The sequence below is a fragment of the Pseudomonas sp. Z003-0.4C(8344-21) genome, assembly GCF_900104975.1.
Taxonomy (GTDB): domain Bacteria; phylum Pseudomonadota; class Gammaproteobacteria; order Pseudomonadales; family Pseudomonadaceae; genus Aquipseudomonas; species Aquipseudomonas granadensis.
Genome location: NZ_LT629756.1, coordinates 1,773,368 through 1,795,639 on the forward strand (window position 1 = coordinate 1,773,368; position 22,272 = coordinate 1,795,639).

Annotated in this window: 24 protein-coding genes and 2 pseudogenes; 17 read left to right on the forward strand and 9 right to left on the reverse strand. The window is 59.7% G+C overall.

The genetic code is table 11. The features are described 5' to 3' along the window. Nucleotide 1: 1 nt before the first annotated feature. Nucleotides 2–541: a peptide deformylase gene (gene def, locus BLU24_RS08175; RefSeq protein WP_093099078.1), complete on the forward strand. Its 540-nt coding sequence runs from the start codon at nucleotides 2–4 to the stop codon at nucleotides 539–541. Between the two features lie 116 nt (nucleotides 542–657). On the opposite strand, the gene BLU24_RS08180 is transcribed toward def, so the two are convergent. After that, complete coding sequence (locus tag BLU24_RS08180; protein WP_093099081.1) at nucleotides 658–1,080, reverse strand: GNAT family N-acetyltransferase; 423 nt, start codon at nucleotides 1,078–1,080, stop codon at nucleotides 658–660. Between the two features lie 155 nt (nucleotides 1,081–1,235). Between BLU24_RS08180 and BLU24_RS08185 the strand changes: the two genes are divergently transcribed. The 6 genes and pseudogenes from BLU24_RS08185 to BLU24_RS28185 form a co-directional block, all read left to right on the forward strand. Further along, entirely contained in the window at nucleotides 1,236–2,177 is a 942-nt protein-coding gene (locus BLU24_RS08185) for a fatty acid desaturase (RefSeq protein ID WP_093099084.1), read from the forward strand. Between the two features lie 65 nt (nucleotides 2,178–2,242). Beyond that, entirely contained in the window at nucleotides 2,243–3,031 is a 789-nt protein-coding gene (locus tag BLU24_RS08190; RefSeq protein WP_093099087.1) for a phosphate/phosphite/phosphonate ABC transporter substrate-binding protein, read from the forward strand. A 113-nt stretch (nucleotides 3,032–3,144) separates the two neighbouring features. Then, nucleotides 3,145–3,672: a sigma-70 family RNA polymerase sigma factor gene (locus BLU24_RS08195; protein ID WP_093099090.1), complete on the forward strand. Its 528-nt coding sequence runs from the start codon at nucleotides 3,145–3,147 to the stop codon at nucleotides 3,670–3,672. Continuing rightward, nucleotides 3,669–4,682, forward strand: a complete 1,014-nt coding sequence (locus BLU24_RS08200) for an ABC transporter substrate-binding protein (RefSeq protein ID WP_093099093.1) — start codon at nucleotides 3,669–3,671, stop codon at nucleotides 4,680–4,682. Before BLU24_RS08195 ends, BLU24_RS08200 begins: the two co-directional genes overlap by 4 nt. A gap of 669 nt (nucleotides 4,683–5,351) precedes the next feature. Then, nucleotides 5,352–5,975, forward strand: a pseudogene (locus tag BLU24_RS28180) (PAS domain-containing protein); the annotation flags it as partial. A 159-nt stretch (nucleotides 5,976–6,134) separates the two neighbouring features. Beyond that, nucleotides 6,135–6,566 (forward strand): annotated as a pseudogene (locus BLU24_RS28185) (methyl-accepting chemotaxis protein); the annotation flags it as partial. Between the two features lie 86 nt (nucleotides 6,567–6,652). Here BLU24_RS28185 and BLU24_RS08215 read toward each other — a convergent pair. The 3 genes from BLU24_RS08215 to BLU24_RS08225 all read right to left on the reverse strand — a co-directional run bounded on the left by BLU24_RS08215 (nucleotide 6,653) and on the right by BLU24_RS08225 (nucleotide 9,270). Next, a complete protein-coding gene (locus BLU24_RS08215; protein WP_093099098.1) occupies nucleotides 6,653–7,051 on the reverse strand; it encodes a hypothetical protein in 399 nt (132 codons plus the stop codon). 228 nt (nucleotides 7,052–7,279) lie between these two features. Further along, entirely contained in the window at nucleotides 7,280–8,704 is a 1,425-nt protein-coding gene (locus BLU24_RS08220) for an MFS transporter (protein ID WP_093099101.1), read from the reverse strand. A gap of 125 nt (nucleotides 8,705–8,829) precedes the next feature. Continuing rightward, nucleotides 8,830–9,270 (reverse strand): PACE efflux transporter, encoded by a 441-nt coding sequence (locus BLU24_RS08225; RefSeq protein ID WP_093099104.1) that lies wholly within the window; start codon nucleotides 9,268–9,270, stop codon nucleotides 8,830–8,832. 122 nt (nucleotides 9,271–9,392) lie between these two features. Here BLU24_RS08225 and BLU24_RS08230 point away from each other — a divergent pair, with 122 nt between their 5' ends. After that, nucleotides 9,393–10,265 carry a LysR family transcriptional regulator gene (locus tag BLU24_RS08230; protein WP_093099107.1) on the forward strand — a complete coding sequence of 291 codons (873 nt, stop codon included), beginning with the start codon at nucleotides 9,393–9,395 and terminating at the stop codon, nucleotides 10,263–10,265. A 138-nt stretch (nucleotides 10,266–10,403) separates the two neighbouring features. Here the strand turns inward: BLU24_RS08230 and BLU24_RS08235 are convergent, their stop codons facing one another. Further along, on the reverse strand, nucleotides 10,404–11,435 hold the full coding sequence (locus BLU24_RS08235) for a LacI family DNA-binding transcriptional regulator (protein ID WP_093099110.1): 1,032 nt from the start codon (nucleotides 11,433–11,435) through the stop codon (nucleotides 10,404–10,406). Nucleotides 11,436–11,651: 216 nt separating this feature from the next. Here BLU24_RS08235 and BLU24_RS08240 point away from each other — a divergent pair, with 216 nt between their 5' ends. Together BLU24_RS08240 and BLU24_RS08245 are read left to right on the forward strand one after the other, a co-directional pair. Continuing rightward, nucleotides 11,652–12,185: a gluconokinase gene (locus tag BLU24_RS08240; RefSeq protein ID WP_093099113.1), complete on the forward strand. Its 534-nt coding sequence runs from the start codon at nucleotides 11,652–11,654 to the stop codon at nucleotides 12,183–12,185. 82 nt (nucleotides 12,186–12,267) lie between these two features. Beyond that, nucleotides 12,268–13,620 carry a GntP family permease gene (locus tag BLU24_RS08245; protein WP_093099116.1) on the forward strand — a complete coding sequence of 451 codons (1,353 nt, stop codon included), beginning with the start codon at nucleotides 12,268–12,270 and terminating at the stop codon, nucleotides 13,618–13,620. 177 nt (nucleotides 13,621–13,797) lie between these two features. Here the strand turns inward: BLU24_RS08245 and alaC are convergent, their stop codons facing one another. Continuing rightward, nucleotides 13,798–15,015 carry an alanine transaminase gene (gene alaC, locus BLU24_RS08250; RefSeq protein ID WP_093099119.1) on the reverse strand — a complete coding sequence of 406 codons (1,218 nt, stop codon included), beginning with the start codon at nucleotides 15,013–15,015 and terminating at the stop codon, nucleotides 13,798–13,800. A gap of 139 nt (nucleotides 15,016–15,154) precedes the next feature. Here alaC and BLU24_RS08255 point away from each other — a divergent pair, with 139 nt between their 5' ends. From BLU24_RS08255 to BLU24_RS08265, 3 genes are all read left to right on the forward strand, one after another. Beyond that, on the forward strand, nucleotides 15,155–15,817 hold the full coding sequence (locus BLU24_RS08255) for a LysE family translocator (protein WP_093099122.1): 663 nt from the start codon (nucleotides 15,155–15,157) through the stop codon (nucleotides 15,815–15,817). 69 nt (nucleotides 15,818–15,886) lie between these two features. Further along, nucleotides 15,887–16,372, forward strand: coding sequence for a GyrI-like domain-containing protein (locus BLU24_RS08260; protein ID WP_093099125.1), 486 nt, complete (start codon nucleotides 15,887–15,889; stop codon nucleotides 16,370–16,372). Between the two features lie 85 nt (nucleotides 16,373–16,457). Next, a complete protein-coding gene (locus BLU24_RS08265) occupies nucleotides 16,458–16,946 on the forward strand; it encodes a GNAT family N-acetyltransferase (RefSeq protein WP_093099128.1) in 489 nt (162 codons plus the stop codon). A 172-nt stretch (nucleotides 16,947–17,118) separates the two neighbouring features. On the opposite strand, the gene BLU24_RS08270 is transcribed toward BLU24_RS08265, so the two are convergent. Then, nucleotides 17,119–17,604 carry a GNAT family N-acetyltransferase gene (locus BLU24_RS08270; protein WP_093099132.1) on the reverse strand — a complete coding sequence of 162 codons (486 nt, stop codon included), beginning with the start codon at nucleotides 17,602–17,604 and terminating at the stop codon, nucleotides 17,119–17,121. A 141-nt stretch (nucleotides 17,605–17,745) separates the two neighbouring features. On the opposite strand from BLU24_RS08270, the gene BLU24_RS08275 reads away from it, so the two are divergent. From BLU24_RS08275 to BLU24_RS08285, 3 genes are read left to right on the forward strand one after another with little or no spacing between them, the layout of a single operon-like run. Then, nucleotides 17,746–18,171: a YybH family protein gene (locus BLU24_RS08275; protein WP_093099135.1), complete on the forward strand. Its 426-nt coding sequence runs from the start codon at nucleotides 17,746–17,748 to the stop codon at nucleotides 18,169–18,171. Nucleotides 18,172–18,211: 40 nt separating this feature from the next. After that, complete coding sequence (locus tag BLU24_RS08280) at nucleotides 18,212–18,556, forward strand: YciI family protein (RefSeq protein WP_077574226.1); 345 nt, start codon at nucleotides 18,212–18,214, stop codon at nucleotides 18,554–18,556. Further along, complete coding sequence (locus BLU24_RS08285) at nucleotides 18,549–19,790, forward strand: RNA polymerase sigma factor (RefSeq protein WP_093099139.1); 1,242 nt, start codon at nucleotides 18,549–18,551, stop codon at nucleotides 19,788–19,790. The genes BLU24_RS08280 and BLU24_RS08285 overlap by 8 nt, the downstream gene beginning before the upstream one ends. 199 nt (nucleotides 19,791–19,989) lie before the next feature. Here the strand turns inward: BLU24_RS08285 and BLU24_RS08290 are convergent, their stop codons facing one another. Then, entirely contained in the window at nucleotides 19,990–20,844 is an 855-nt protein-coding gene (locus tag BLU24_RS08290; protein WP_090285478.1) for a LysR family transcriptional regulator, read from the reverse strand. Nucleotides 20,845–20,933: 89 nt separating this feature from the next. Here BLU24_RS08290 and BLU24_RS08295 point away from each other — a divergent pair, with 89 nt between their 5' ends. Continuing rightward, a complete protein-coding gene (locus tag BLU24_RS08295; RefSeq protein ID WP_090285475.1) occupies nucleotides 20,934–21,371 on the forward strand; it encodes a multidrug/biocide efflux PACE transporter in 438 nt (145 codons plus the stop codon). Between the two features lie 47 nt (nucleotides 21,372–21,418). On the opposite strand, the gene BLU24_RS08300 is transcribed toward BLU24_RS08295, so the two are convergent. Then, nucleotides 21,419–22,177: an SDR family NAD(P)-dependent oxidoreductase gene (locus tag BLU24_RS08300; RefSeq protein ID WP_093099142.1), complete on the reverse strand. Its 759-nt coding sequence runs from the start codon at nucleotides 22,175–22,177 to the stop codon at nucleotides 21,419–21,421. Nucleotides 22,178–22,272 lie beyond the last annotated feature (95 nt).

Consider the following 22,272-nt stretch of genomic DNA (forward strand, 5'->3'; position numbering starts at 1 on the left):
CATGATCCGTGAAATCCTCAAAATGGGCGACGAGCGCCTGCTGCGCATTGCCCCGCCGGTACCGCCGGAAATGTTCAACAGCGCCGAGCTGTGGCAACTGATCGACGACATGTTCCAGACCATGGAAAGCGTCGGCGGCGTCGGCCTGGCCGCGCCGCAGATCGGCGTCGATCTGCAACTGGTGATCTTTGGTTTCGAGCACAGCGAGCGCTATCCGGACGCCGAAGCGGTGCCGCAGACGATCCTGATCAACCCGCTGATCACACCGTTGAATCCATACACGGAAGAGGGCTTCGAAGGTTGCCTGTCGGTACCGGGTTTACGTGGGGCGGTGGATCGCTATCAGCAGATCCGCTATGAAGGTTTCGATCCGAAGGGCGAGCCGATTGTGCGTGTGGCCTCAGGCTTTCATGCGCGGGTGGTGCAGCATGAGTGCGACCATCTGAGCGGCCGGCTGTACCCGTCGCGCATCACCGATTTCAGCAAGTTCGGTTTTACCGAAGTGATGTTTCCGGATCTTGATCCCAACGCGGACGACTGATCCAGCTCCTGCATTATCCCTGTGGGAGCGAGCCTGCTCGCGAAGACGGTGCATCGGCCCACACATTCGGGACTGATAAACCGCCTTCGCGAGCAGGCTCGCTCCCACAATTGGTTTCAATGTGAGGTCGAAGAATTGAGCCCCATCGCAATCATCGGCTTGCTCCGCGCATACCGGCTCAACCGTTCCGCCATCGCCTGCGGCAGCGCCGGGTCATACCTGAAGCCACGCCGCTCATAGAACCCGCGCAAATCCGGATGACAGAACAGCCACACCGGCTCGCTCACCGCTTGAGTGGCCGTCGTGATCAGCTGTGCGGCAATTCCCTGTTCGCGGCACTGCGGGTCAACCAGCAAGCCAGTCAACCAATGCCCGCCCGCCACCGGGCGCAAGCACAGCGCCGCGACGATGTCCCCGCGCCGGGCCACCCACAACTGTGCATCGCGCACGGCTTTCATCGAGGACTGGTGGCTGCGGTAGAACTTGTTCATCAACGGCCAGAGCGACGCGTCGAGCAGGGTGTAATGGGTATCGGGCATGGGCAGGGCTGTGCTGGGCAAAGCGGCGATTATAAAAGAGCGTGGGCAAACCGGCCAAATGATCACCGGCACCGATCATCCATGCGCCGAAAATAATCTGCAAGATTGCACGCTGTCGTTGCACAGAAGTGAACAGATCACAGCCGAGCAACGCCATGCCGAATTACTTTGACGCCAGCCATCGCGCGCAAATCGAAACCCTGCGCCAGCGTTTTACCGCCCGCAGCGAATGGCCGACCTGGCTGTTACTGATCGGCGTGTACGGCACCTGGTTCGCCGTGTTGTGCAACAGCGCATGGCTCGGCGTGGCCGGCAGCACGCTGCTGCTGATTCCGCTGCTGGTGTTGTGGCTGTCGTTGCAACACGAATTGCTGCACGGGCATCCGACGCGATGGGTGCGCTTGAACAAGCTACTCGGCTATGCGCCGTTTGCCGTTTGGTACCCGTACACGCTGTATCGCGACAGCCATTTGCGTCATCACTGCGACGAAGACCTGACCGTACCGGGCCTCGACCCGGAGAGCCGTTACCTGACTCACGGCGACTGGCAGGCCAGTTCCTTGTTCGAACGCGGCGTGCACTGGCTGAACAAGACCGTGCTCGGACGTTTTCTGATCGGTGCGCCGCTGGCGTTGCTGGCGCTGGCCAAAGAGCAGGGGCAACGCTTGATGGCGGGCGATCGACAAGTCTGGCGGATGTGGCTGACCCACGGCTTCCTCACCGCGCTGATGCTCACCTTCATTGCCCGTTTCAGCGTGCTCCCGGTGTGGCATTACCTGCTGCTGATCAGCGTGCCGGCGTTGTCGATCGCGATGATTCGCTCCTACCACGAACACCGCCCGCATGCGCAACCGCAGCAGCGCACGGTACTCAACGAAGCCGCCTGGCCGTGGCGCTGGCTGTTCCTCAATCTTAATTTTCATCTGGTGCATCACGATTTGCCGGGGCTGGCGTGGTATGACCTGCCCAAGGCGTATTACGCGCAGCGCGAGCGTTGGCTCGCGCGCAGTGGCGGGTTTGTCGTGCACGGTTACGGCCAGTTGTGGCGGCAAAATGGTCTCAGGCCGATCGACAGCCCGCGGCATCCTTTCCACTGAACTCATAACCCCTGTGCGAGCTAGCTGTGCTCCCACAGGTTTTCTCTCTGTATGGATAAATGTATATGGCCCACCACGCCGAACTGCGTATGTACGCCGCCCCCGAGCCGATCCACGCCGCCAATGAACGCTGGCTCACACGCATCCTCGAACATCTGGGCCACTCGCGCCGCGCTGCGCATGACCTCTCTTTAGCCGAACTGTGGTTATCTGCGAATCTGCTGCTGACGCAAACCTGCGGCTATCCGCTGATGACTTCACTGCGTGGACAGGTGCGCGTTGTCGGTCGGCCGCGCTACGAATTGCCCGACGCCACGGCTGGCAATCACTGCAGCCTGATTGTCTGCCGCGCCGACGAGCCGCGTCAGACGCTGGCGGAGTTTCGCGGCAGTCGCGGGGTGATCAACAGCGAAGTCTCCAACAGCGGCATGAATTCGTTTCGCCAGCGGCTGGCGTCGTTGCATCAACAAGGACGATTCTTTGCTTCGGTGAGTATCAGTGGCGGGCATCGCGACAGTCTGCGCGAAGTGCATGAGGGCCGCGCTGATCTGGCGGCGATCGACAGCGTCACCTTTGCCTGTCTCGCTCGATATGCGCCTGAAGAAGTCCGCGGGTTGCGTGTGCTGACGCGCAGTGCCGACAGTCCGACGTTGCCGTTCATCACTGTGCGCAGTGCCTCGCCCGAGCACATTGAGACATTGCGCGAAGTCATGAATCAAGCACTGCGCGAACTGCCCGAGGTGGTGCAGACACTCGGGTTGCCTGAGGTTCTGCCGGCCAGCGAAAGCGATTATCAAATCCTGCTCGACTACCAGCGAGAGGCCGAGGCGTTGGGGTACGCTCAACTGCGTTAATTCAAAAGGGAATATAAAAATTCGTTTTAAGTCTTTTTAACGAATAAGGCGCCTTGCTACGATCGCGCCACCGGAACACCGGACATTCAGCGACCCCTCATCCAGGAGCCCCTATGTCCGGCGCCGATAATGCCCACCGCCAAACCGTCGAAATTCTGTTTCGCGCTCACTATGGCTGGCTCTGCAGCTATGTGCGCCGGCAATCGCCTGACGCCGCTAGCAGCGAAGACCTCGCTGCGGAAACCTTCGCGCAGTTGCTCCAGGCCCCTGCGCTGAAGGCGATTCGCGAACCGCGCGCCTTGCTTGCAACCATCGCGCAGCGCCTGCTGTATCAGCGCTGGCGGCGTGCGCAACTTGAGCGCCGCTATCAGCAGCAGTGCGACAGCGCTTGCGTCGCGTCGCCGGAAGACCTGGCCCAACTGACGCAAGCCCTCGCTCGTCTCGATCACAGCTTGCAACGCTTGCCGGCCAAAGTGCGCACGACCTTCCTGCTCGCGCGCGTCGATGGCCTGACCTACCCACAAATCGCTGCCGAACTGGGCGTCTCCCAGCGATCGGTGAGTGTTTACATGAACCGTTCCCAAGCGCTGTGCGATCGCCACAGTGCCAATCAATCACTATCAGACTTGAGGTCCGCATGAGATCGATCAAAACCCTGCTCGGCCGTTTGTTGCTGGCGCTGAGCCTGAGTGTCGGCACACTGGCGGCGGCGGAGAAAACCGCACCGATCCACTTTGGCGATATCACCTGGGAGAGCGGCAGTTTCATCACCGAAGTGCTGCGCCTGATCGTCGAGAAAGGCTACGGCTACCCGACCGACACGCTGCCTGGCAGCACCGTCAGCCTTGAAGCTGCGCTGGCGAAAAACGATATCCAGGTGATCGGCGAAGAATGGGCCGGGCGCAGTCCGGCGTGGGTCAAGGCTGCCGCCGAAGGCAAGGTGTTCGGCCTTGGCGATACGGTCAAAGGTGCCACCGAAGGCTGGTGGGTGCCGGAGTATGTGATCAAGGGCGATCCGCAGCGCGGGATCAAAGCGCTGGCACCGGATTTGAAATCGGTGGCGGATCTGCCGCGTTACAAGGATGTGTTCCGCGACCCGGAAGATCCGTCGCGCGGGCGCTTCCTCAACAGCCCGACCGGCTGGACCTCGGAAATCGTCAACAGCCAGAAACTCAAGGCCTACGCCTTGAACGACAGCTTCGTCAATTTCCGCACCGGTTCCGGTGCGGCGCTGGATGCCGAAGTGGCGTCGTCGGTGAAGCGCGGCAAACCCGTGCTGTTCTATTACTGGTCGCCGACGCCGCTGCTCGGCCGCTTCAAACTGGTCAAACTGGAAGAACCGCCATTCGACGCCGAAGCCTGGAAGACCCTGGCTGACGCGAACAACCCCAATCCCAAGGGCACGCGTTCGATGCCCGCACGTTTGGCGATCGGCGTCTCGGCGCCGTTCAAGCAACAGTACCCGCAACTGGTGACCTTCTTTGAAAAGGTCGACCTGCCGATTGATCTGCTTAACCAGACACTGGCAGGCATGAGCGAAAAACGCTTGCAGCCGCGCGCGGTGGCCGAGGCGTTCCTGCGTGATCAACCGCAGGTCTGGCAGCCGTGGGTACCTGCCGATGTGGCGACCAAGGTGACTGGAAGCCTGTAAGTCGTTTCTGTTGTTTTCTGTAGCGCTTCTCAAGCGTTTCGCGAGCAGGCTCGCTCTCCCAGGCGAGACGTATTCTGATTTGGCAGCGCGCTTGCTCGCGAAAGCGTCAGTCCCGATGACATTTCTCCGCGCGCTGAACCGATTCTTGTGCAAAAAATGCCAGATACTGGCTGACTAGTGGCCTTGCGCTGCGCCCGGCGCTGGCTATGCTCCTTGTAACTAACCATGTCGACCGTCATGTCAAAACCCGACTGACAGGCATCGTTGGCCCGTGATTCATGCTGCCAGAGTGCGCAACCCAAGGCACCGACACTGAACCAACAAGGAGCGTCGCCGACATGGAAGTTCTTCAATGCGTTAGGGCTGGCCCGCGTGCGGGCTATCAAGAGAAGGATGTCTTGATTAGAACGTCGCTGCATGGACGCTCCGATTGATCATCATTTATCACCTGACAACTTCCTCCCGTGGAGGAAGGCGTGTGCCTGTTCCACGGAACGTAGTGGTGGATCTTGAAAGACCAGAACTTTCATCAAATCGAAAGACCGCGCGGAAGGTGATACAACCATGTTCAACCTACATCACAAGGCTGACCTGCAGGAAATCGAGCGCTTCAGTTGCGCGCTGACCGAGACCAACGCCAAGTTGGCCGCGATCAGCCGCTCAATGGCGATGATTGAGTTCAGCCCTGACGGCATCGTTCTCGATGCCAACGACAACTTCTGCAAGACCATGGGCTACAACGCCGCGGAAGTACACGGCAAACACCATCGGATCTTTTGTGAAGAGAACTACTATCGCAGCGAGGATTACGCCAGATTGTGGCGCGACCTGGCCCGTGGCGAACCCCTGAGCGGGACGTTTCTGCGTTTGAACAAGAGCGGTCGGGAGATCTGGCTCGAAGCCAGTTACATGCCGGTGTTCGGCCCCGACAAGGAAGTGAAGAGCGTGATTAAAGTTGCTGCGGATATCACCGCGCGCATCAACGAGGAACATGAAGAAGAGGCCATGCTGGCCGCGATCAGCCGTTCGATGGCGGTGATCGAGTTCACCCCCGAAGGCAATGTCATCGCTGCCAACGATAACTTTCTGCAAACCATGCAGTATTCGCTCAACGAGATTATCGGCCAGCACCACAGCCTGTTCTGTCACCGCAGCGAATCCGGGTCGGCGCAATACAAGGCGTTCTGGGCGTCGCTCAATCGCGGCGAATATCACTCGCACCGCTTCGAGCGCAAGAACAAGTCCGGGCACATGGTTTATCTGGAAGCCTCGTACAACCCGCTGTTCGATGCCAAGGGCCGCTTGTACAAAGTGGTCAAGTTTGCCAGCGACATCACCCGCCAGATGACCACCTTGCAGCGCGCCGCCGAATCGGCCCACAGCACGTCGGTACAGAACGACGCCTGCGCGCAAAAAGGCTCGCAGGTCGTGCAGCAGACCGTGCAGATCATTCAGGACATTTCCCGTGACCTCAACGAAGCTGCGGTGAGTATCGATGCGGTGAGCAAACAGTCGGGCATCATCGGCACCATCGTCCAGACCATTCGCGGCATTGCCGACCAGACCAACCTGCTGGCGCTCAATGCTGCCATCGAAGCTGCGCGCGCCGGCGAGCATGGCCGTGGATTCGCGGTAGTCGCGGACGAAGTACGCAGCCTCGCGGCGCGGACCAGTCAGGCCACCCTGGAAATTGTCGACGTGGTGCGCAGGAACCACGACCTGTCGCTGAGCGCAGTCTCAAGCATGCAATCGAGCCTGAGCCGCACCGGGCTGGGGGTGGAACTGGCGAACGAGGCAGGGGAAGTGATTCTGGAAATTCAGCTGGGCTCGCGGCATGTGGTGGATGCGATCAGCCAGTTCAATGAGACGTTGCAGTTGAACTGAACTGCATTAGGCAACGCTCATTTCTGGCGAGCAAGGTCGCAGAGAAATGAGCGTTGTCATATCAAAACGCTGCAACGCTCTATTGCTCAGCTCGCTGATTTTGTCGGTACAACGGTAATGTCAAAGGTACTGTCGACCGTCCACTCCCTCCCATGTTTATCTTTCCACTCCGCGATGAAGTTACCCTTATAAGTGCCCGCTGAGCTGTCGATGTCGATATGTCCGGACGAGATTCCGGGAAAAACGGTCTCACCCCCATTACTGTATATGACACTTGTATTATCCGAAGTCAGGTCATGCGAGCCGCTGGCTAGCCCACTGTTTTTAAAACTAAGCCCTAAATGGATATTGGCAGCATTATTGGATTGAATAGCCGTGGTGGGAACAGGAGGCGCGTTGGGTGTGACTTTTATTACAGTGGCGCTGTAGTCTGGTACAACCGGTGCGCCAGGTGAGCTGATTTTGGCGTCGAAGGTGCTGGTCATGGGATATCTCCATATATCTGAGTGAAAGCGGAAACCAGTCGTTGCCGCTTGCGCATCATTCGTCGGGCGTGGGTTCTCGTCTACTGTCAGAAATTACAGGTGGGCACTGAAATGGATGCGATTCAGACGGGCGGTCATAGAGCGTCCATGGATCTCGCCCTCAATATCCAAGTCATGTCATGAGCACTTCTGCCCACCTGTTGTCGGCCTGATCAGGAATGTTGCCTTTCAGCGATGCGCAATATTTTCCAACGCCAGATTACGCGTGCGCGGTCCAAATCCCCCGATGGTCAACATCACAATGAGCATGCTGCAAACAATAAACGCCAGCACGCCGGGCGTACCGAAGTTGTCGAGAAACAAGCCGATCAACAAGCTGCTGAACACCGTCGACAAACGGCTGAACGAATAACAGAAGCCGACCGCGCGGGCGCGGATGTTGGTCGGGAACAGTTCGCTCTGGTACGAGTGATAACTGAAGCTCAGCCAGGCGTTGCAGAAGGTAATCATCACCCCGCAGAAGATCAGCCCCACGGCGCTGGTCTGCAGGGCGAACAGGGTCCCGAAGGTCATCGCGCCGAGGGCCGAGCCGACGATCTGCCATTTGTTCTCGAAGCGGTTGGCGAACTTCACAAACAACAACGGCCCGAGCGGGTAGGCGAGGGTGATGATGAAGGCGTACATCAGGCTGTGGGTGACGCTCACGCCTTGACCTGAAAGCAGCGCCGGCAGCCAGTTGCCGAAACCGAAGAAGCCAATCGCCTGGAAAATGTGAAAGACGATCAGCATCAGCGCGCGGCGGCGATACGGTGGTTGCCAGATATCAGCAAAACGGCCCTTGCCTTCGACATCCACCGGCACCGCTTCGGGCGCATCCAGCGCTTTGCCGTGATCTTTTGCGCAGCGCGCTTCGAGGTGGTCGAGGATCCGGTTGGCCTCGTCGAAACGACCATGCTGCGCCAGCCAGCGCGGCGATTCTGGCAGGCGTTTGCGCAGCCACCAGATGAACAGCGCAAACACCGCGCTGGCCAGCACCACCCAACGCCAGCCGGAAATACCGAACGGCGCTTGCGGCACCAGCCACCACGACATCAAGGCCACCGCCGGCACCGACAGGAACTGCACGAAAAACGCAAAGGCAAACGCCGAGCTGCGCATGCGTTTGGGCACCAGTTCCGAGAGGTAGGCGTCGATGGTCACCAACTCGATGCCCAGACCGATACCCACCAGAAAACGCATGCCGATGATGCCCAGCGCCGAGGTCTGGATGCCCATCAGCACCGTCGCCACCGTGTACCAGATCAGCGCGAAAGTGAAAATCGCCCGGCGACCGAACCGGTCCGCCAACGGACTGAGCAGGCTGGCACCGAGAAACAGGCCGAGAAACGTCGCCGAGGCGAACGCCGCCTGATCGGAAAAACCAAACACGCCCTGATTGCCGGTGGCAAACAGGCCATCACGGATCAGGCCGGGGCTGATGTAGGCGGTCTGGAACAGATCGTAGAGTTCGAAGAAACCCCCGATCGACAACAGCGCCACCAGCCGCCAGATCGTCGCCACGGCGGGGAGGCGATCGATGCGGGCGGAAATCTCGGCGGCGCGTACCGGGTCGATGCCGTCGCTGGGCGCGGCGGCGAAGGCGTGAGCAGTCATGGGCAGATCCATTTTTTATTTGATGGAAAAGCTTAGCCTGCTATCGGAGTTCGCGGATTGTGAATATCGGCGTTTAGCCCTGCCCAGCGGCTATTTTCTTGCAATATTCGCTTACGATTAACGATTTATGCCGCTGTAGCCGAATCCGGCAACGCTGACGCGGGCAAACCGAACACCCGGTCGAACAGCCAGTTGAAGGCAAACGTGTAGCACGGGATGAAAATGATCAGCGCCAGATCCAGCAGAAACGCCTGCACCAGGCTGATGTTCATCCACCACGCGATCAGCGGAATCAGAAACACGATCAACGTCAGTTGAAAGCCCACGGCATGGGCGATGCGTCGTTTCACCGTGCGGGTGCGCGAGGTCTGGCGACTCTCCCAACGCTCGAACAGCGAGGCGTAAATGAAATTCCAGCTCACGGCGATGGTGGTGATGATCACCGCCAGCGGCCCGGTGCTCCCCGGCGAGGTGCCGGACAGCAGCGCCAGACCGAGGGCGGAGAAGGTCATGCCGATGACTTCGTAAAGCGACACGTAGACCAGTTTGCGTTTCACGCCTTGCATGCAGATTTGCCTCTTTCTCGCTGGATAGTGGCCAGCAGGGCTGGCGAAAGCGATGAAATATAGCTTCAATGGAGCTGACAGAAAAAGTCAGAAGCTTTCAGTTTTATTGATAGGTGCGAAATTTGAATTTCAACAGCGACAGCATCGAGTTGTTTCTCGCGGTGATCGAGCGCGGCTCGTTCTCCGCCGCCGCACGGCAGTTGGGCAGGGTGCCGTCGGCGGTGAGCATGGGCATTGCCAACCTCGAAGCCGAGCTCGGTTACTCGTTGTTCGACCGCAGCCATCGCGAACCGCAACCCACGGCGATGGCCCAGTCTTTAGTACCGCACGCGCGATTGATCGCCGAACAGCTCAAACAGTTGCAGGTGCATGCGGTGGAGTTGTCGCTGGGGCTGGAGAGCAAGTTGTCGATGGGCGTGGTGGCGGACATTGACCGGCGCCGTTTGCTCGCGGCGATAAAAGTGATTGCCGAGCGTTATCCGTTACTCGACATCGAAGTGCTGACAGCGCCGCAGGATGACGTACTGGCAATGTTGCACAGTGGTCGAGTCGGTCTGTGCCTGGCGTTCGCCGGGTTGCGCATGAACGTGCTGGAGCGTTTCCAGTTTGTCGGCAATGAACGGATGATCGCCACGCTGGCGGCGGACAGTCCGATGCTGCAGGGGCGGGATGTGTTTCTCGAAGATCTGGTCCAGGTGCGGCAGATCATCGTTGCCAGCCGTGACCTGCCGATCAGCGAAACGCGACCGCTGGTGGCGCAATCGTATTGGCGCACCGACAGCCTGGAAGCGGCGATGGACATGGTCGAGGCGGGTTTGGGCTGGGGCAATTTCCCGCTGTCGGTGGTGCAGCCACGACTGGACGCAGGGCGCTTGCAACGGCTGAATTTCCGCAACATCGAAAACGGCCTGGTGATGCCGGTGCATGCGGTGTGGCTCAAGAGCCAGCCGTTGCAGAAGGGCGCGTTGGCCTTGGTCGACCAACTCAGCCACTGAAGTGGGTGGAGATCCTTTGCAGGAGTGAGCCTGCTCGCGATAGCGGTGTATCAGTGACACGTATGTGGTTGACACACCGCTATCGCGAGCAGGCTGACTCCTGCAGGGATTTGTGTTTCAACTCTGGATTTTTGCGGGTCAGGTACTTTCGCGAATCTTCAGCTCAAAGCCCATGTCTTCCATCGGCCGCGCCACCTTGTTCCCCGCCATCAATGTCAGCATCTGCTCTGCCGCGCGCCGGCCGATCGCCTCACGCGGGGTGTTGATGCTGCTCAGGCGCGGCACCATGTGTTCGGACATCGGCAAATCGTTGAAACCCAGAATCGCCACCTGTTCGGGAATCTTGATGCCGATGCGCAGGGCTTCCAGCAGCGCACCCTGAGCCAGGTCATCGTTGCCAAAGAAAATCGCATCAACATCCGGATGCGCCGCCAGCAGTTGCAGAAACAACTCGCCGCCCAAGCCCACCGATGAAGATCGCGGCGTCAGCACTTCCAGATCCGGGTCGTACCGGCCGGCCTTCTGCAACGCCCGGCGAAAGCCCTCACCGCGCAGCAGGGTGCGCTGATCGAGTTGTGCGCCGATGTAGGCGAGGCGTTTGCGTCCGCGAGATAGAAGATGTTCGGCGGCGGTTTCCCCAGCGCTCAGCTGCGAAAAACCCACGCAATTCACTCCGGCAGCACTGTCCAGCTCCATCATGTACACGCAGGGAATGTTGCTGACTTCGATCATCCGCCGCGAACTTTCCGTGCGATCAAAACCGGTCAGCAGAAAGCCGCGCGGCTGATAGGCCATGTAGTTGCGCAGCAGGTTTTCTTCTTCATCGCGCGAGTAATGGAAGTTGCCGATCAGCACTTCGAAGCCCTTGGGCGTCAGCACCCGATGAATGGCTTCCAGCGTGTCGATGAACAGCAGGTTGGACAGTGACGGTACCAGCACGACGACCGAATGGCTCTGCGCCGAGGCCAGCGCACGGGCGGCCGGGTTGACCACGTAGTTGAGTTCGAGCGCGGCTTTCTGCACTTTTTCCACCAGTTCGGTGGCCACAGTACTGACGCCGCGCAGGGCACGGGAGGCGGTAATCGGGCTGACGCCGGCCAGGCGGGCAACTTCATTAAGGGTGGGACGGCCGGTGGTGCGGGTATTTTTATCGTTCTTGGGGGAGGTCATCGGGCGGCTTGCCAAACAAAAATCAAGGCACTAAGGTAGCGCTGTCCTGATGCAGCTGCAAATGCGTGAGCGAGGTCCTGCCTGATCTCGGCCCTTTGGCGTTGGGAACGAACCTGCTGCAACCCAAAAAAACGACAAGAAGGCGTCGGCAACTTCTGCCTGTGCACTAGAGTCATAGCTAGCAAAGGTAGCGCTGTCTGCGCGCTGAGGTGTTATATGAGTCATCCCATCACCGCCCTGGTCATCATGGGCGTTGCCGGTTGCGGCAAGACGTGCGTCAGCGAGGCCCTGTGCCATTTGAGCGGCGCCACTGCCATTGAAGGCGATACTTTTCATCCGGCCGCGAACATCGAAAAGATGAGCGCGGGGATCCCCCTGAACGACGACGACCGTGCCGGCTGGCTCGACAGCCTGTGCGATGAACTGCGTCGCGTCGATGCGTCGGGCAAACGCCCGGTGCTGACCTGCTCGGCCCTTAAACATATCTATCGCGAACGCCTGCGCAGCGCCTTGCCAGGACTGGGCTTCGTGTTCCTGGAACTGACCCCTGAAGTCGCCGCCGAACGTGTCTCGCACCGTCCGGGCCATTTCATGCCGGCCACGCTCATCGAAAGCCAGTTTGCCACCCTCGAATCGCCCAAGGGCGAGCCGCTGACCCTGGCGCTCAACGCCTCGGTACACAGCGTTGAAGAGCTGGCACTGCAGGCTCACGTCTGGTGGCAGGCCCACGGTCTGAAACAGGCGGTATGAGTATGTCGAAAAAGACAGCGCTGTCCTCCCGACTTCTGTTCAACCCGCTTTAATAACAACAACAATCCAGGAGACACCCCCAATGTTCGGCATGTCCCACGAGACGTTCCTGCTGCTCGATGCAGTGGTCACGGTAATCGGTCTGATTATCCTGATCACCAAATTCAAGATTCACCCCTTTATCGCCCTGACCATTGCGGCCGCGTTCCTCGGCCTGACCTCGGGCATGCCGATCGGCACCATCATCAAGGCGTTCCAGGACGGCTTCGGTGGCGTGCTCGGTTTCGTCGGCATCATTCTGGCGCTGGGCACCATGCTCGGCAAAATGATGGCCGAATCGGGCGGGGCGGATCAGATTGCCCAGACCCTGATTCGCGCGTTCGGCAAGGACAAGGTCCAGTGGGCGATGATGTTCGCCGCGTTTCTGGTCGGCATCCCGCTGTTCTTCGAAATCGGCTTCGTACTGCTGATTCCGCTGGTGTTCATCGTGGCGCGTCGCACCGGTGTGTCGATCATCAAGATCGGTATCCCGCTGCTCGCCGGCCTGTCCGCTGTACACGGTCTGGTGCCACCACATCCGGGTCCGCTGCTGGCCATCGGCGTGTTCGGCGCTGACATCGGCAAGACCATTCTCTACGGTCTGATCGTCGCGCTGCCGACCGCGATCATCGCCGGTCCGATCTTCGGTACGTTCATCGCCAAGCACATTCCCGGTCACCCGAATCAGGAACTGGTCGATCAACTGGCCCGCGAAAACGACTCGACCGATCTGCCAAGCTTCGGCATCACCCTGGTCACCGTGCTGCTGCCGGTGTTCCTGATGCTACTGAAAACCTTCGCTGATGTGGCGCTGCCGGACGGCAACTTCTTCCGCACCTGGATGGACATGATCGGCCACCCGATCTCGGCGCTGCTGCTGGCGTTGCTGCTGTCGCTGTACACCTTCGGCTACAAGCAGGGCATCGGTTCCAACCAGATGCTCAAGTGGCTGGATGCGAGCCTGGCGCCAACCGCCGCGATCATTCTGATCATCGGTGCCGGCGGCGGCTTCAAGCAGATGCTGGTGACCAGCGGCGTGGGCGACGTGATCGGTCACATGGCGGTCAGCGCGCAAATCTCGCCGATCCTGCTGGCGTGGCTGGTGGCGGCGGTGATCCGTATCGCTACCGGTTCGGCGACCGTGGCGACCATCACTGGTGCCGGCATTGTGGTGCCGGTGGTGGGGATGATTCCGGGCGTCAACCGTGAGTTGCTGGTGCTCGCCACCGGCGCTGGTTCGTTGATCCTGTCGCACGTCAACGACGCCGGGTTCTGGCTGGTCAAGCAGTACTTCAACATGACCGTGGCCGAAACCTTCAAGACCTGGACCGCGATGGAAACCATCCTGTCGGTGGTCGGCCTGGGCTTTATTTTGCTGTTGTCGCTGTTCGTTTAAACAGCTTCTTGCAGGCACAAAAAAACCGCAGCGATGCGGTTTTTTTGTGCCTGAAATTTAGAAGCCGGACACATTCCCTTGTAGGAGTGAGCCTGCTCGCGATAGCGGTGTGTCAGTGCCATTTACGGTGACTGACACACCGCTATCGCGAGCAGGCTCACTCCTACAGGTCTTGCGTTAGCCGCCAGTTTTTGCGACTAAGCCATCCGCGCGGAACATCCCGCGAATCCCGCGCACCGCCTGGCGGATGCGGTCCTGGTTTTCAATCAGCGCGAAGCGCACGTGATCATCGCCATACTCGCCAAACCCCACCCCCGGCGAGACGCAGACCTTGGCCTCGGCGAGCAGTTTCTTGGCGAATTCCAGCGAACCCAGATGCGCATACGCCTCGGGGATTTTCGCCCAGACGTACATCGATGCCTTCGGATTCTCGACCATCCAGCCCAGCTCATGCAGGCCCTTGACCAGCACGTTGCGGCGCTGGCGATACTGCTCGGCAATATCACGCACGCACTGCTGATCACCTTCCAGCGCAGCAATCGCCGCGACTTGCAGCGGGGTGAACGTGCCGTAGTCGTGGTAGCTCTTGATCCGTGCCAGAGCGTTGACCAGTTCCGGGTTGCCGACCATGAAACCGATGCGCCAACCGGCCATGTTGTAACTCTTGGACAGGGTGAAGAACTCCACGGCAATGTCCTTGGCCCCCGGTACCTGCATGATCGACGGGGCTTTCCAGCCGTCGTAGACGATGTCGGCGTAGGCCAGATCGTGGATCACCAGCACGTCGTACTGCTTGGCGAGGGCGATCACCCGTTCGAAGAAATCCAGCTCCACGCACTGCGCGGTCGGGTTCGACGGGAAGCCGAGAATCATCATTTTCGGCTTGGGGATCGAGCCGCGAATCGCTCGCTCCAGTTCGTCGAAGAAATCCACGCCCGGCACCAGCGGCACCGAACGCACCTGGGCACCGGCAATCACCGCGCCGTAAATGTGAATCGGGTAGCTCGGGTTCGGCACCAGCACGGTGTCGCCCTGATCCAGGGTCGCCAGCATCAGATGCGCCAGGCCTTCCTTGGAGCCAATGGTGACGATGGCTTCGCTTTCCGGGTCGATATCGACTTCGTAGCGTTGCTTGTACCAGTTGGAAATCGCCCGGCGCAGGCGCGGAATGCCTTTGGAGGTCGAGTAACCGTGGGTGTCTTCGCGTTGGGCGACTTGCACGAGTTTTTCGACGATGTGCGGCGGCGTGGCGCCGTCGGGGTTGCCCATGCTCAAGTCGATGATGTCTTCACCACGACGCCTGGCAGCCATCTTCAGCTCGGCGGTGATGTTGAAAACGTACGGGGGGAGTCGATCTATGCGCGCAAAGCGGCGCGGCGAACCTTGTTCGGCCATTGTTGCCTCGGATAACGTAAGCGCCCGGAACCGTCCGAGCGACGCTGGTCACTGCGGTGACCTGTGGCGGACGATAAGGGTGCTGATGGCATACTGTCCAGCCTGTTTGTAAACATTTTTTTCCGAAGGAAATCGGTCAATGGAATTCACCAGCGGCTTCTTGCTGAGCCTTTCGCTGTGCCTGGACATCGGCGTGGCCAATATCGCAATGATCACCCTGGCCATGCAACGCGGCTATTTTCAGGGATTTGCGCTGGGCCTCGGCACCTGCGTCGGCGACCTGATTTATGCGGTGCTGGCGCTGGCCGGGATGACCGTTTTGCTGCAATACGAAACGGTGCGCTGGGTGTTGTGGATCGGTGGTTCGGCGCTGTTGATCTATTTCGCGGCGAAGATGATTTACTCGGCGATTCACCATGAAGCGCAGTTGGCGGCCACGGCAGAAGTAGGGCAGAACTCCCATCGCAAGGAGTTTTTCCGGGGGATCTTTCTCGCGATGTCGTCGCCGAGTGCGATTCTCTGGTTTGCGGCGGTTGGCGGCACATTGATCGCCCGTTCCGGAGGCGGCGGTGCGCTCAGCTCGGCGCTGTTTCTCGGCGGGTTCCTCTGCGCGGGGCTGCTGTGGTCGGCCGGTCTGTGCTTCGCCGCCAGTCACGGTGGCAAGCTGCTGGGCGACAAGCTGTTGCGCTATTCCTACTTGGCATCGGCGGCGATCTTCTGCTATTTCGCGGTCTACGTGATCCTTTCCGGCTATAACGAATTTGTCGGTTCGGGCGCCGCCGAGCAGTTGCACACGCTATGATCGTGCGAAACGGTTCGGGCTTTCTATACTCCCAGCCGAACCCACTTTTGTGTAGCAAGGAGTCGTGTCATGGATGAGCAAACACGCGTCGAAGTGGCAGAACCTCGCTTCGAACACGGGGCGTTTCTGCTGATCGCTGGATTCGGCGGACGGTTTACCCAGGATTCCACCGAAGACATCCCGGCGTTGTGGGAAAAACTCATTCCGCACCTGGGAAAAATTCCCGCGCAGGTTAATGAAGTGACCTACGGCGTCTGCTGCAATGCGGACGGCGAGGGCGGCTTCGAGTACATCGCTGGTGTGCAGATCGACAAGCTTGATGAGCTGCCGGAGAAGTACCGTTGGGTTGAAATTCAGCCGCAGCATTACGCGGTCTTTGAACACAAAGGGCCATTGGAGCAACTGCCGGAGACGTTTCAGTACATCTGGAACACTTGGCTGCCGCAATCGGGCCGTGAAGCAGCAGATGCCCCGGAATTCGAGCGTTACAGCGCAGATTTCAATCCGAAACTGCGCACCGGTACGCTGGAAATCTGGTTGCCACTCAAACCCTGAGAGCTACCCATCGAGGCGGATCATGTCCGCCCCGGTTGATCTGCTTTATGCTTGGCGGCCTCAATTCCAATGATTTCGAGTTGCCATGAACACCGTCATCCGTAACGTCACCGCCGCCGATCTGGACCGCTGCTACGCCATCGAAACCGTTGCCTACGAAGGCGACGAAGCCGCGACCCGCGAGAAGATCGGCACGCGCATCGCCACCTGGCCGGAAGGTTTTATCGTCGCCGAGGTGGATGGCGAGGTGGCCGGTTTCGTCAATTCTGGCGCGGCGTTCGATGTGCAGATGTCCGACGAAGCGTTCAAGGAACTGATCGGCCACGACCCAAAAGGGCCGAACGTGGTGATCATGTCGGTGGTTGTGCACCCGGATTATCAGGGCCAAGGGTTGGCCAAGCGCTTGCTGGCCGAGTTCATCGAACGCATGCGTGGGATGGATAAAGCGACGATTCATCTGATGTGCAAGGAGCAACACATCCCGCTGTATGCCGGGTTTGGGTTTGCCTATATCAAACCGTCGGAGTCCGACCACGGCGGCATGGCGTGGCACGAGATGATCCTGACCCTTTAACCCGCTACACCGCTCTAACTTGCAGGCCTTCGCCTGCTCGCGATAGCAGAGTGTCAGTCGCCATTAATTTGTTTGACACACCGCCATCGCGAGCAGGCTCACGCCTGCAAAGGACCATGGTGTGTCAGTAGAGGTTGTTGGCCCGAGTTCACGGATTCGGAATTTCACAGATTCAGAAAAACAGCCCCATGCGCCGCTCGTAACCGATCCGGCCCTTGTACGCCTCGCCGCTGTCGACGTAACCGTGTTTGGCGTACAGCGCGATGGCCGCTTCGTTGTCGGCGTCTACCGACAGCTCCAGCCCCTTGATTTCCGGCCAGGCTTCACGCGCGACGGTGGGCAGCGCTTGCAGGCATGCCTTGCCGTAACCCTTGCCTTGCGCACGGCGATCAACCTGTAACGCATGCAATGTGGCGCTGTGCTCATTGGCCCAATCGGGCAATACCGGTGGACGTTTAAGCAGCAGGAACGCCACCGGCACCTCGTCCGCCAGCAGGGCGAAACCTTTTACACCGGGGCCGGGTTTTGACAGCAGCGTGTGCAACGCGCCGTGGATATCGCCGGAGAATTTGATCTGCTCGGCGTGGATTTCAATCGCCTCGACTTGCTGACGCTGCAGGGCATTCAAGCTGTCGTACGGTACGAGTCTGGCTGACACGGGAATTTCCTTTTTCCTACAAAGAATGAGCCTCGGATTCTATCGATATTGTCGCCGTGCACATTTTTTTGTTTGACCTGTCGATCTGCGAAAAGGGCAAACGACTATGGGTGTCTTCCCACAAAAACCACGGAGAACACCATGAACGCACACAGCGAAATCCAGTCCCTGATCAACACTTACCGCGAAGCGGTGATGACCAAGGACGTCGAAAAAGTCATGGCCCTGTACGCCGACGACATCGTCTCGTTCGACGCGATCAAGGCCCTGCAATTCAAGGGCAAAGCGGCGTACCGCGCGCACTGGGTGGAGTGCATGGAAATGTGCCCCGGCCCGCACGTTTTCGAGTTTCAGGAAATCGCCATTGAAAGCGCCGACAACATTGCCTTCGCCCACTGGGTCGCCAATTGCGGCGGGACCAATGAAAAAGGCGAAACCCAGAGCTGCTGGATGCGCGTTACCGCGTGTTATCGGCAGGTCGGCGGGGCGTGGAGAATCGTCCATGAGCACTGGTCGGCGCCGTTCGATCCGATGAGCGGCGCGACCCTGTTCGATGTGCAGCCCTGATCTTCAGCCATAGTTGAACTGTTCGAATCAGGAGAATGCCATGAAGTATTTATGCCTGGTCTACAGCGACGAGCGTCTGCTGCATTCGTCGCCCGACAGCCCCGAAGACGCCGAGTGCTGGGCCTACGCCGAGTCGATCCAGGGCAGCGGGCGCATGGTCGCCGCCGAAGCGCTGGAGTCGGTGCAGACCGCCACCACGGTCAGAATGCGCAACGGCAAACTGTCGATCACCGACGGGCCGTTTGCCGAAACCAAGGAGCAACTGGCCGGCTTCTACCTGATCGACGCCAAGGACCTCAACGAAGCGCTGCAGGTCGCCGGCAACATTCCGGCAGCGCGCGTCGGCAGCGTTGAGGTGCGACCGGTACGGCAGTTGAATGTCTGACGTTCGGGCGCGGGTCGAGCGGGTCTACCGCCAGGATTCGCGGCGGATTCTGGCGACGCTGATCCGCCTGCTCGGTGATTTCGACCTCGCCGAAGAAGCCTTGCATGAGGCGTTTTTCGTCGCGGTCGAGCGCTGGCAGCGCGACGGCGTGCCGGACAACCCGCGCACCTGGCTGGTCTCGACCGGGCGCTTCAAGGCGATTGATGTGTTGCGCCGGCGCGCACGGTTCAAGGCTTCGCAACCGTTGTTGCTGGCGCAACTGGAAGAACTCGAACAGGCCGACTGGAGTGGCGAGGACGTGGAAGACGATCGCCTGCGGCTGATCTTTACCTGCTGTCACCCGGCGCTGGCCGCGGATGCGCAAGTGCCGCTGACCTTGCGTGAAGTCTGCGACCTGACCACCGAAGAAATCGCCCGCGCCTTTCTTTCTGCGCCGGCAGCGATCGCCCAGCGCATCGTGCGCGCGAAAGCCAAGATCCGCGACGCGAAAATCCCTTATCAAGTGCCCAGCCTGAAGGAATTGCCCGAACGCCTCGACAGCGTGTTGCGGGTGATTTATCTGGTGTTCAACGAGGGTTATTCGGCGTCGATCGGCCTTGAGCTGACCCGCGAAGACCTCACACGCGAGGCAATTCGCCTCGGGCGCCTATTGATGGAATTACTGCCGGAGCCGGAAGTCATGGGCCTGCTGGCGCTGATGCTGCTGCACGAATCGCGACGACCGGCACGCACCTCGCCGAGCGGCGAACTGGTGCTGCTGGATGATCAGGATCGCGCCTTGTGGGACGCCGGTTTGATCGCCGAAGGTTGTGCACTGGTCGAGCGCGCGCTGAGTCCTCGGCGGTTCGGCCCGTATTGTTTGCAGGCGGCGATTGCCGCGGTGCACGCCGAGGCACCCAATGCAGCGCAAACCGATTGGGTGCAGATCGTCGGGCTGTATGACGTGTTGCTGCGGGCGCTGCCGTCGCCGGTGATCGAATTGAATCGCGCGGTGGCGGTGGCCAAGCGCGATGGGCCGTTGGCCGGGTTGAGTCTGATTGAAGGGATTTTGCAGCGTGGCGACTTGCAGGATTACCACCTGGCGCATTCGGCGCGGGCGGAGTTTTGTCGGCAGTTGGGGCGGGTGGATGAGGCGCGCGAGGCCTATCAGCGCGCGTTGGCGTTGACCCGGCAGGAGCCGGAGCGGCGGTTTATTGAAGGTCGGCTTTTGGCGCTGGAAAAGCCCTCACCCTAACCCTCTCCCAGAGGGAGAGGGGACTGATTGGGGGATATTGGGGAAATTCGCCGACTTGAATGGCTGTATTGGAATCCATAATCGCTATGGTTATTCAGGTCGATGCATGAGGCAGCACACCTCGATCGGCTCCCTCTCCCTCTGGGAGAGGGCTGGGCGGGCGGCGTTCCGATGAGGGGCTTCTATCCAAAGCCAACCATTATTCCAGCATCTTTCCCAACAACCAGCTTCCCGCCGGCCCCGGTGGATACAGGCGCGACCACAGCGCATCGACAAACACTGGTTTCGGCCAGCCGCGCACGTTCAACTCCACCAGCAACTCATTGCCATAACGCTGCGCCAGCCAGCGCGGCAGCGGTGCCCAGCCAAAACCTTTCTCGGCCATTTCCAGCAACATCAAATAACTCGGCGCCGACCACACCCGGCCTTTGCCACGGCTGTCATACGGATTGACGATGGTCGCCAGGCGCAACTCGCGATGCTCCTCAAGCCGTTGCTGATCCACCTGTTCAAGCTTGGCCAGCGCATGCTCGCGATTGACGAACAGGGCAATCTCGGTGCGTTCGGCTACGGTCGAGGTCACCAGATCTGGCGGGTAATGTTCCTGCATTTCGGCGAAGGCCAGATGCGCGCGGCCGCGCTGGACCAGTTCGATCAAGTCCTCGCATTCAGCGATCAGACATTCCAGTTGCAAATCCGGATAGCGCTGCTCGAACTCCACCAGCGCCGCCTCGAATCGATACGACTGATAGGTGTCGGAAATCGCCACCGTCAGCTTCGGCTCGACGCCTTGGGACAGTTGCCGTGCGGTCATTTCCAGACGATTGCTCGCCGCCAGAATCGCCTCGGCCCGTTGCAGCAGCACATGCCCGGCCGGGGTTAGCGTCGGTTTGCGGCTGCTGCGGTCGAACAGCACAACATCCAGATCGATCTCCAAGCTGGCCACCGCGGCGCTGATGGTCGACTGACTGCGCCCCAATTTGCGCGCTGCCGCGGAAAACGAACCTTGCGTCGCCGCCTGCACGAACGCCAACAGCACTTCCTGCGAAATCATCAACTATCGCCTTGATCGATGGTTATTGGTTAGGAAGTATCGGTTCAAGGGTTGATCATGGCAACCATCTTCACTCAAGGAGTCAGGCCATGACTGCCGACAAATCCATCACTGAACGTATCTTCCAGGCCATCGGTTTCGAGCTGTTGGCGATCCTGATCTGCACGCCGTTGCTGGCGTGGCTGTTGCAAAAGCCGCTGCTCGACATGGGCGCGGTCACCGTGCTGATTGCGCTGCTGGCGCTGGGCTGGAACGTGGTGTTCAACCGGTTCTTTGATCGGGTGTTGGTGCGTCTGAATGTTGCCCATAACGCTTGGGTGCGGGTGGCGCATGCGCTGCTGTTTGAAGGCGGTTTGATCGTGATGGGTGTGCCGCTGATCGCCTGGTGGCTGTCGGTCAGCCTGTGGCAGGCGTTTTTGCTCGACATCGGCGTGCTGCTGTTTTTCCTGCCGTACACCTACGTTTATCACTGGGGTTATGACGTGCTGCGCGAGCGCTTCGTATCGCGCAACGTCTGTCAGGGTTAAACGCAAAAATCGCAGCCATTGAAGGCTGCGATTTTTTTTGTTTCAAATCAGAGAAACATGCCGCCGGACGCCTCGACACGCTGGCCGTTGATCCACCGACCACCCTCGGACAACAGCAACGCCAGCGCGCCGCCAATATCGTCCGGTTGTCCGGCACGGCCCAGCGCCGTGTTGCTGGCGACGATCGCATTCAACGCCGAATTGTCGCGCACGGCACCGCCACCAAAATCAGTCTCGATGGCGCCCGGGGCAAGAATATTCACGCCGATCTGCCGTGCGCCCAGCTCTTTGGCCTGATAGCGCGTCAGCACTTCCATCGCGCCTTTCATCGCCGCATAGGCGCCGTAGCCCGGCAGGCTGAAGCGGGTCAGGCCGCTCGAAACGTTGATGATGCGTCCGCCATCGTTGATCAGCGGCAGCAACTGTTGAGTCAGGAAAAACGGCCCCTTCAGTTGCACATTCATCAGCAGATCGAACTGTTCCGGGGTGGTGTCGGCGAACAGGGCATGCACGCCGATCCCGGCATTGTTGACCAGAAAATCCAAGCGCTGACGGTCGAAGGTTTGCTGCAAGGCTTGCTCAACCCGCGCGCTGAAATCGGCAAAGCTGTCGCTGCGGCCAACGTCGAGTTGCAGCATGACCGCTTTGGCGCCGAGCGCTTGCAGTTCGCCGACCAGTGCCTGCGCCTCGTCAGCGCGGCTGTGGTAGGTGCCGATGATGTCGATGCCTTGCGCGGCGAGGTGCAGGGCGGCGTTTTTGCCCAGGCCACGGCTGGCGCCGCTGATCAATGCGATTTTACGGTTCATGGGGCTTGCTCCGATTGCGTTGAGTGGGGATGGATCAAAGTTTATTTATCCGCCCCAAGCTGATAAACAGAGTGAAAGCGAAATCACTGATCGGA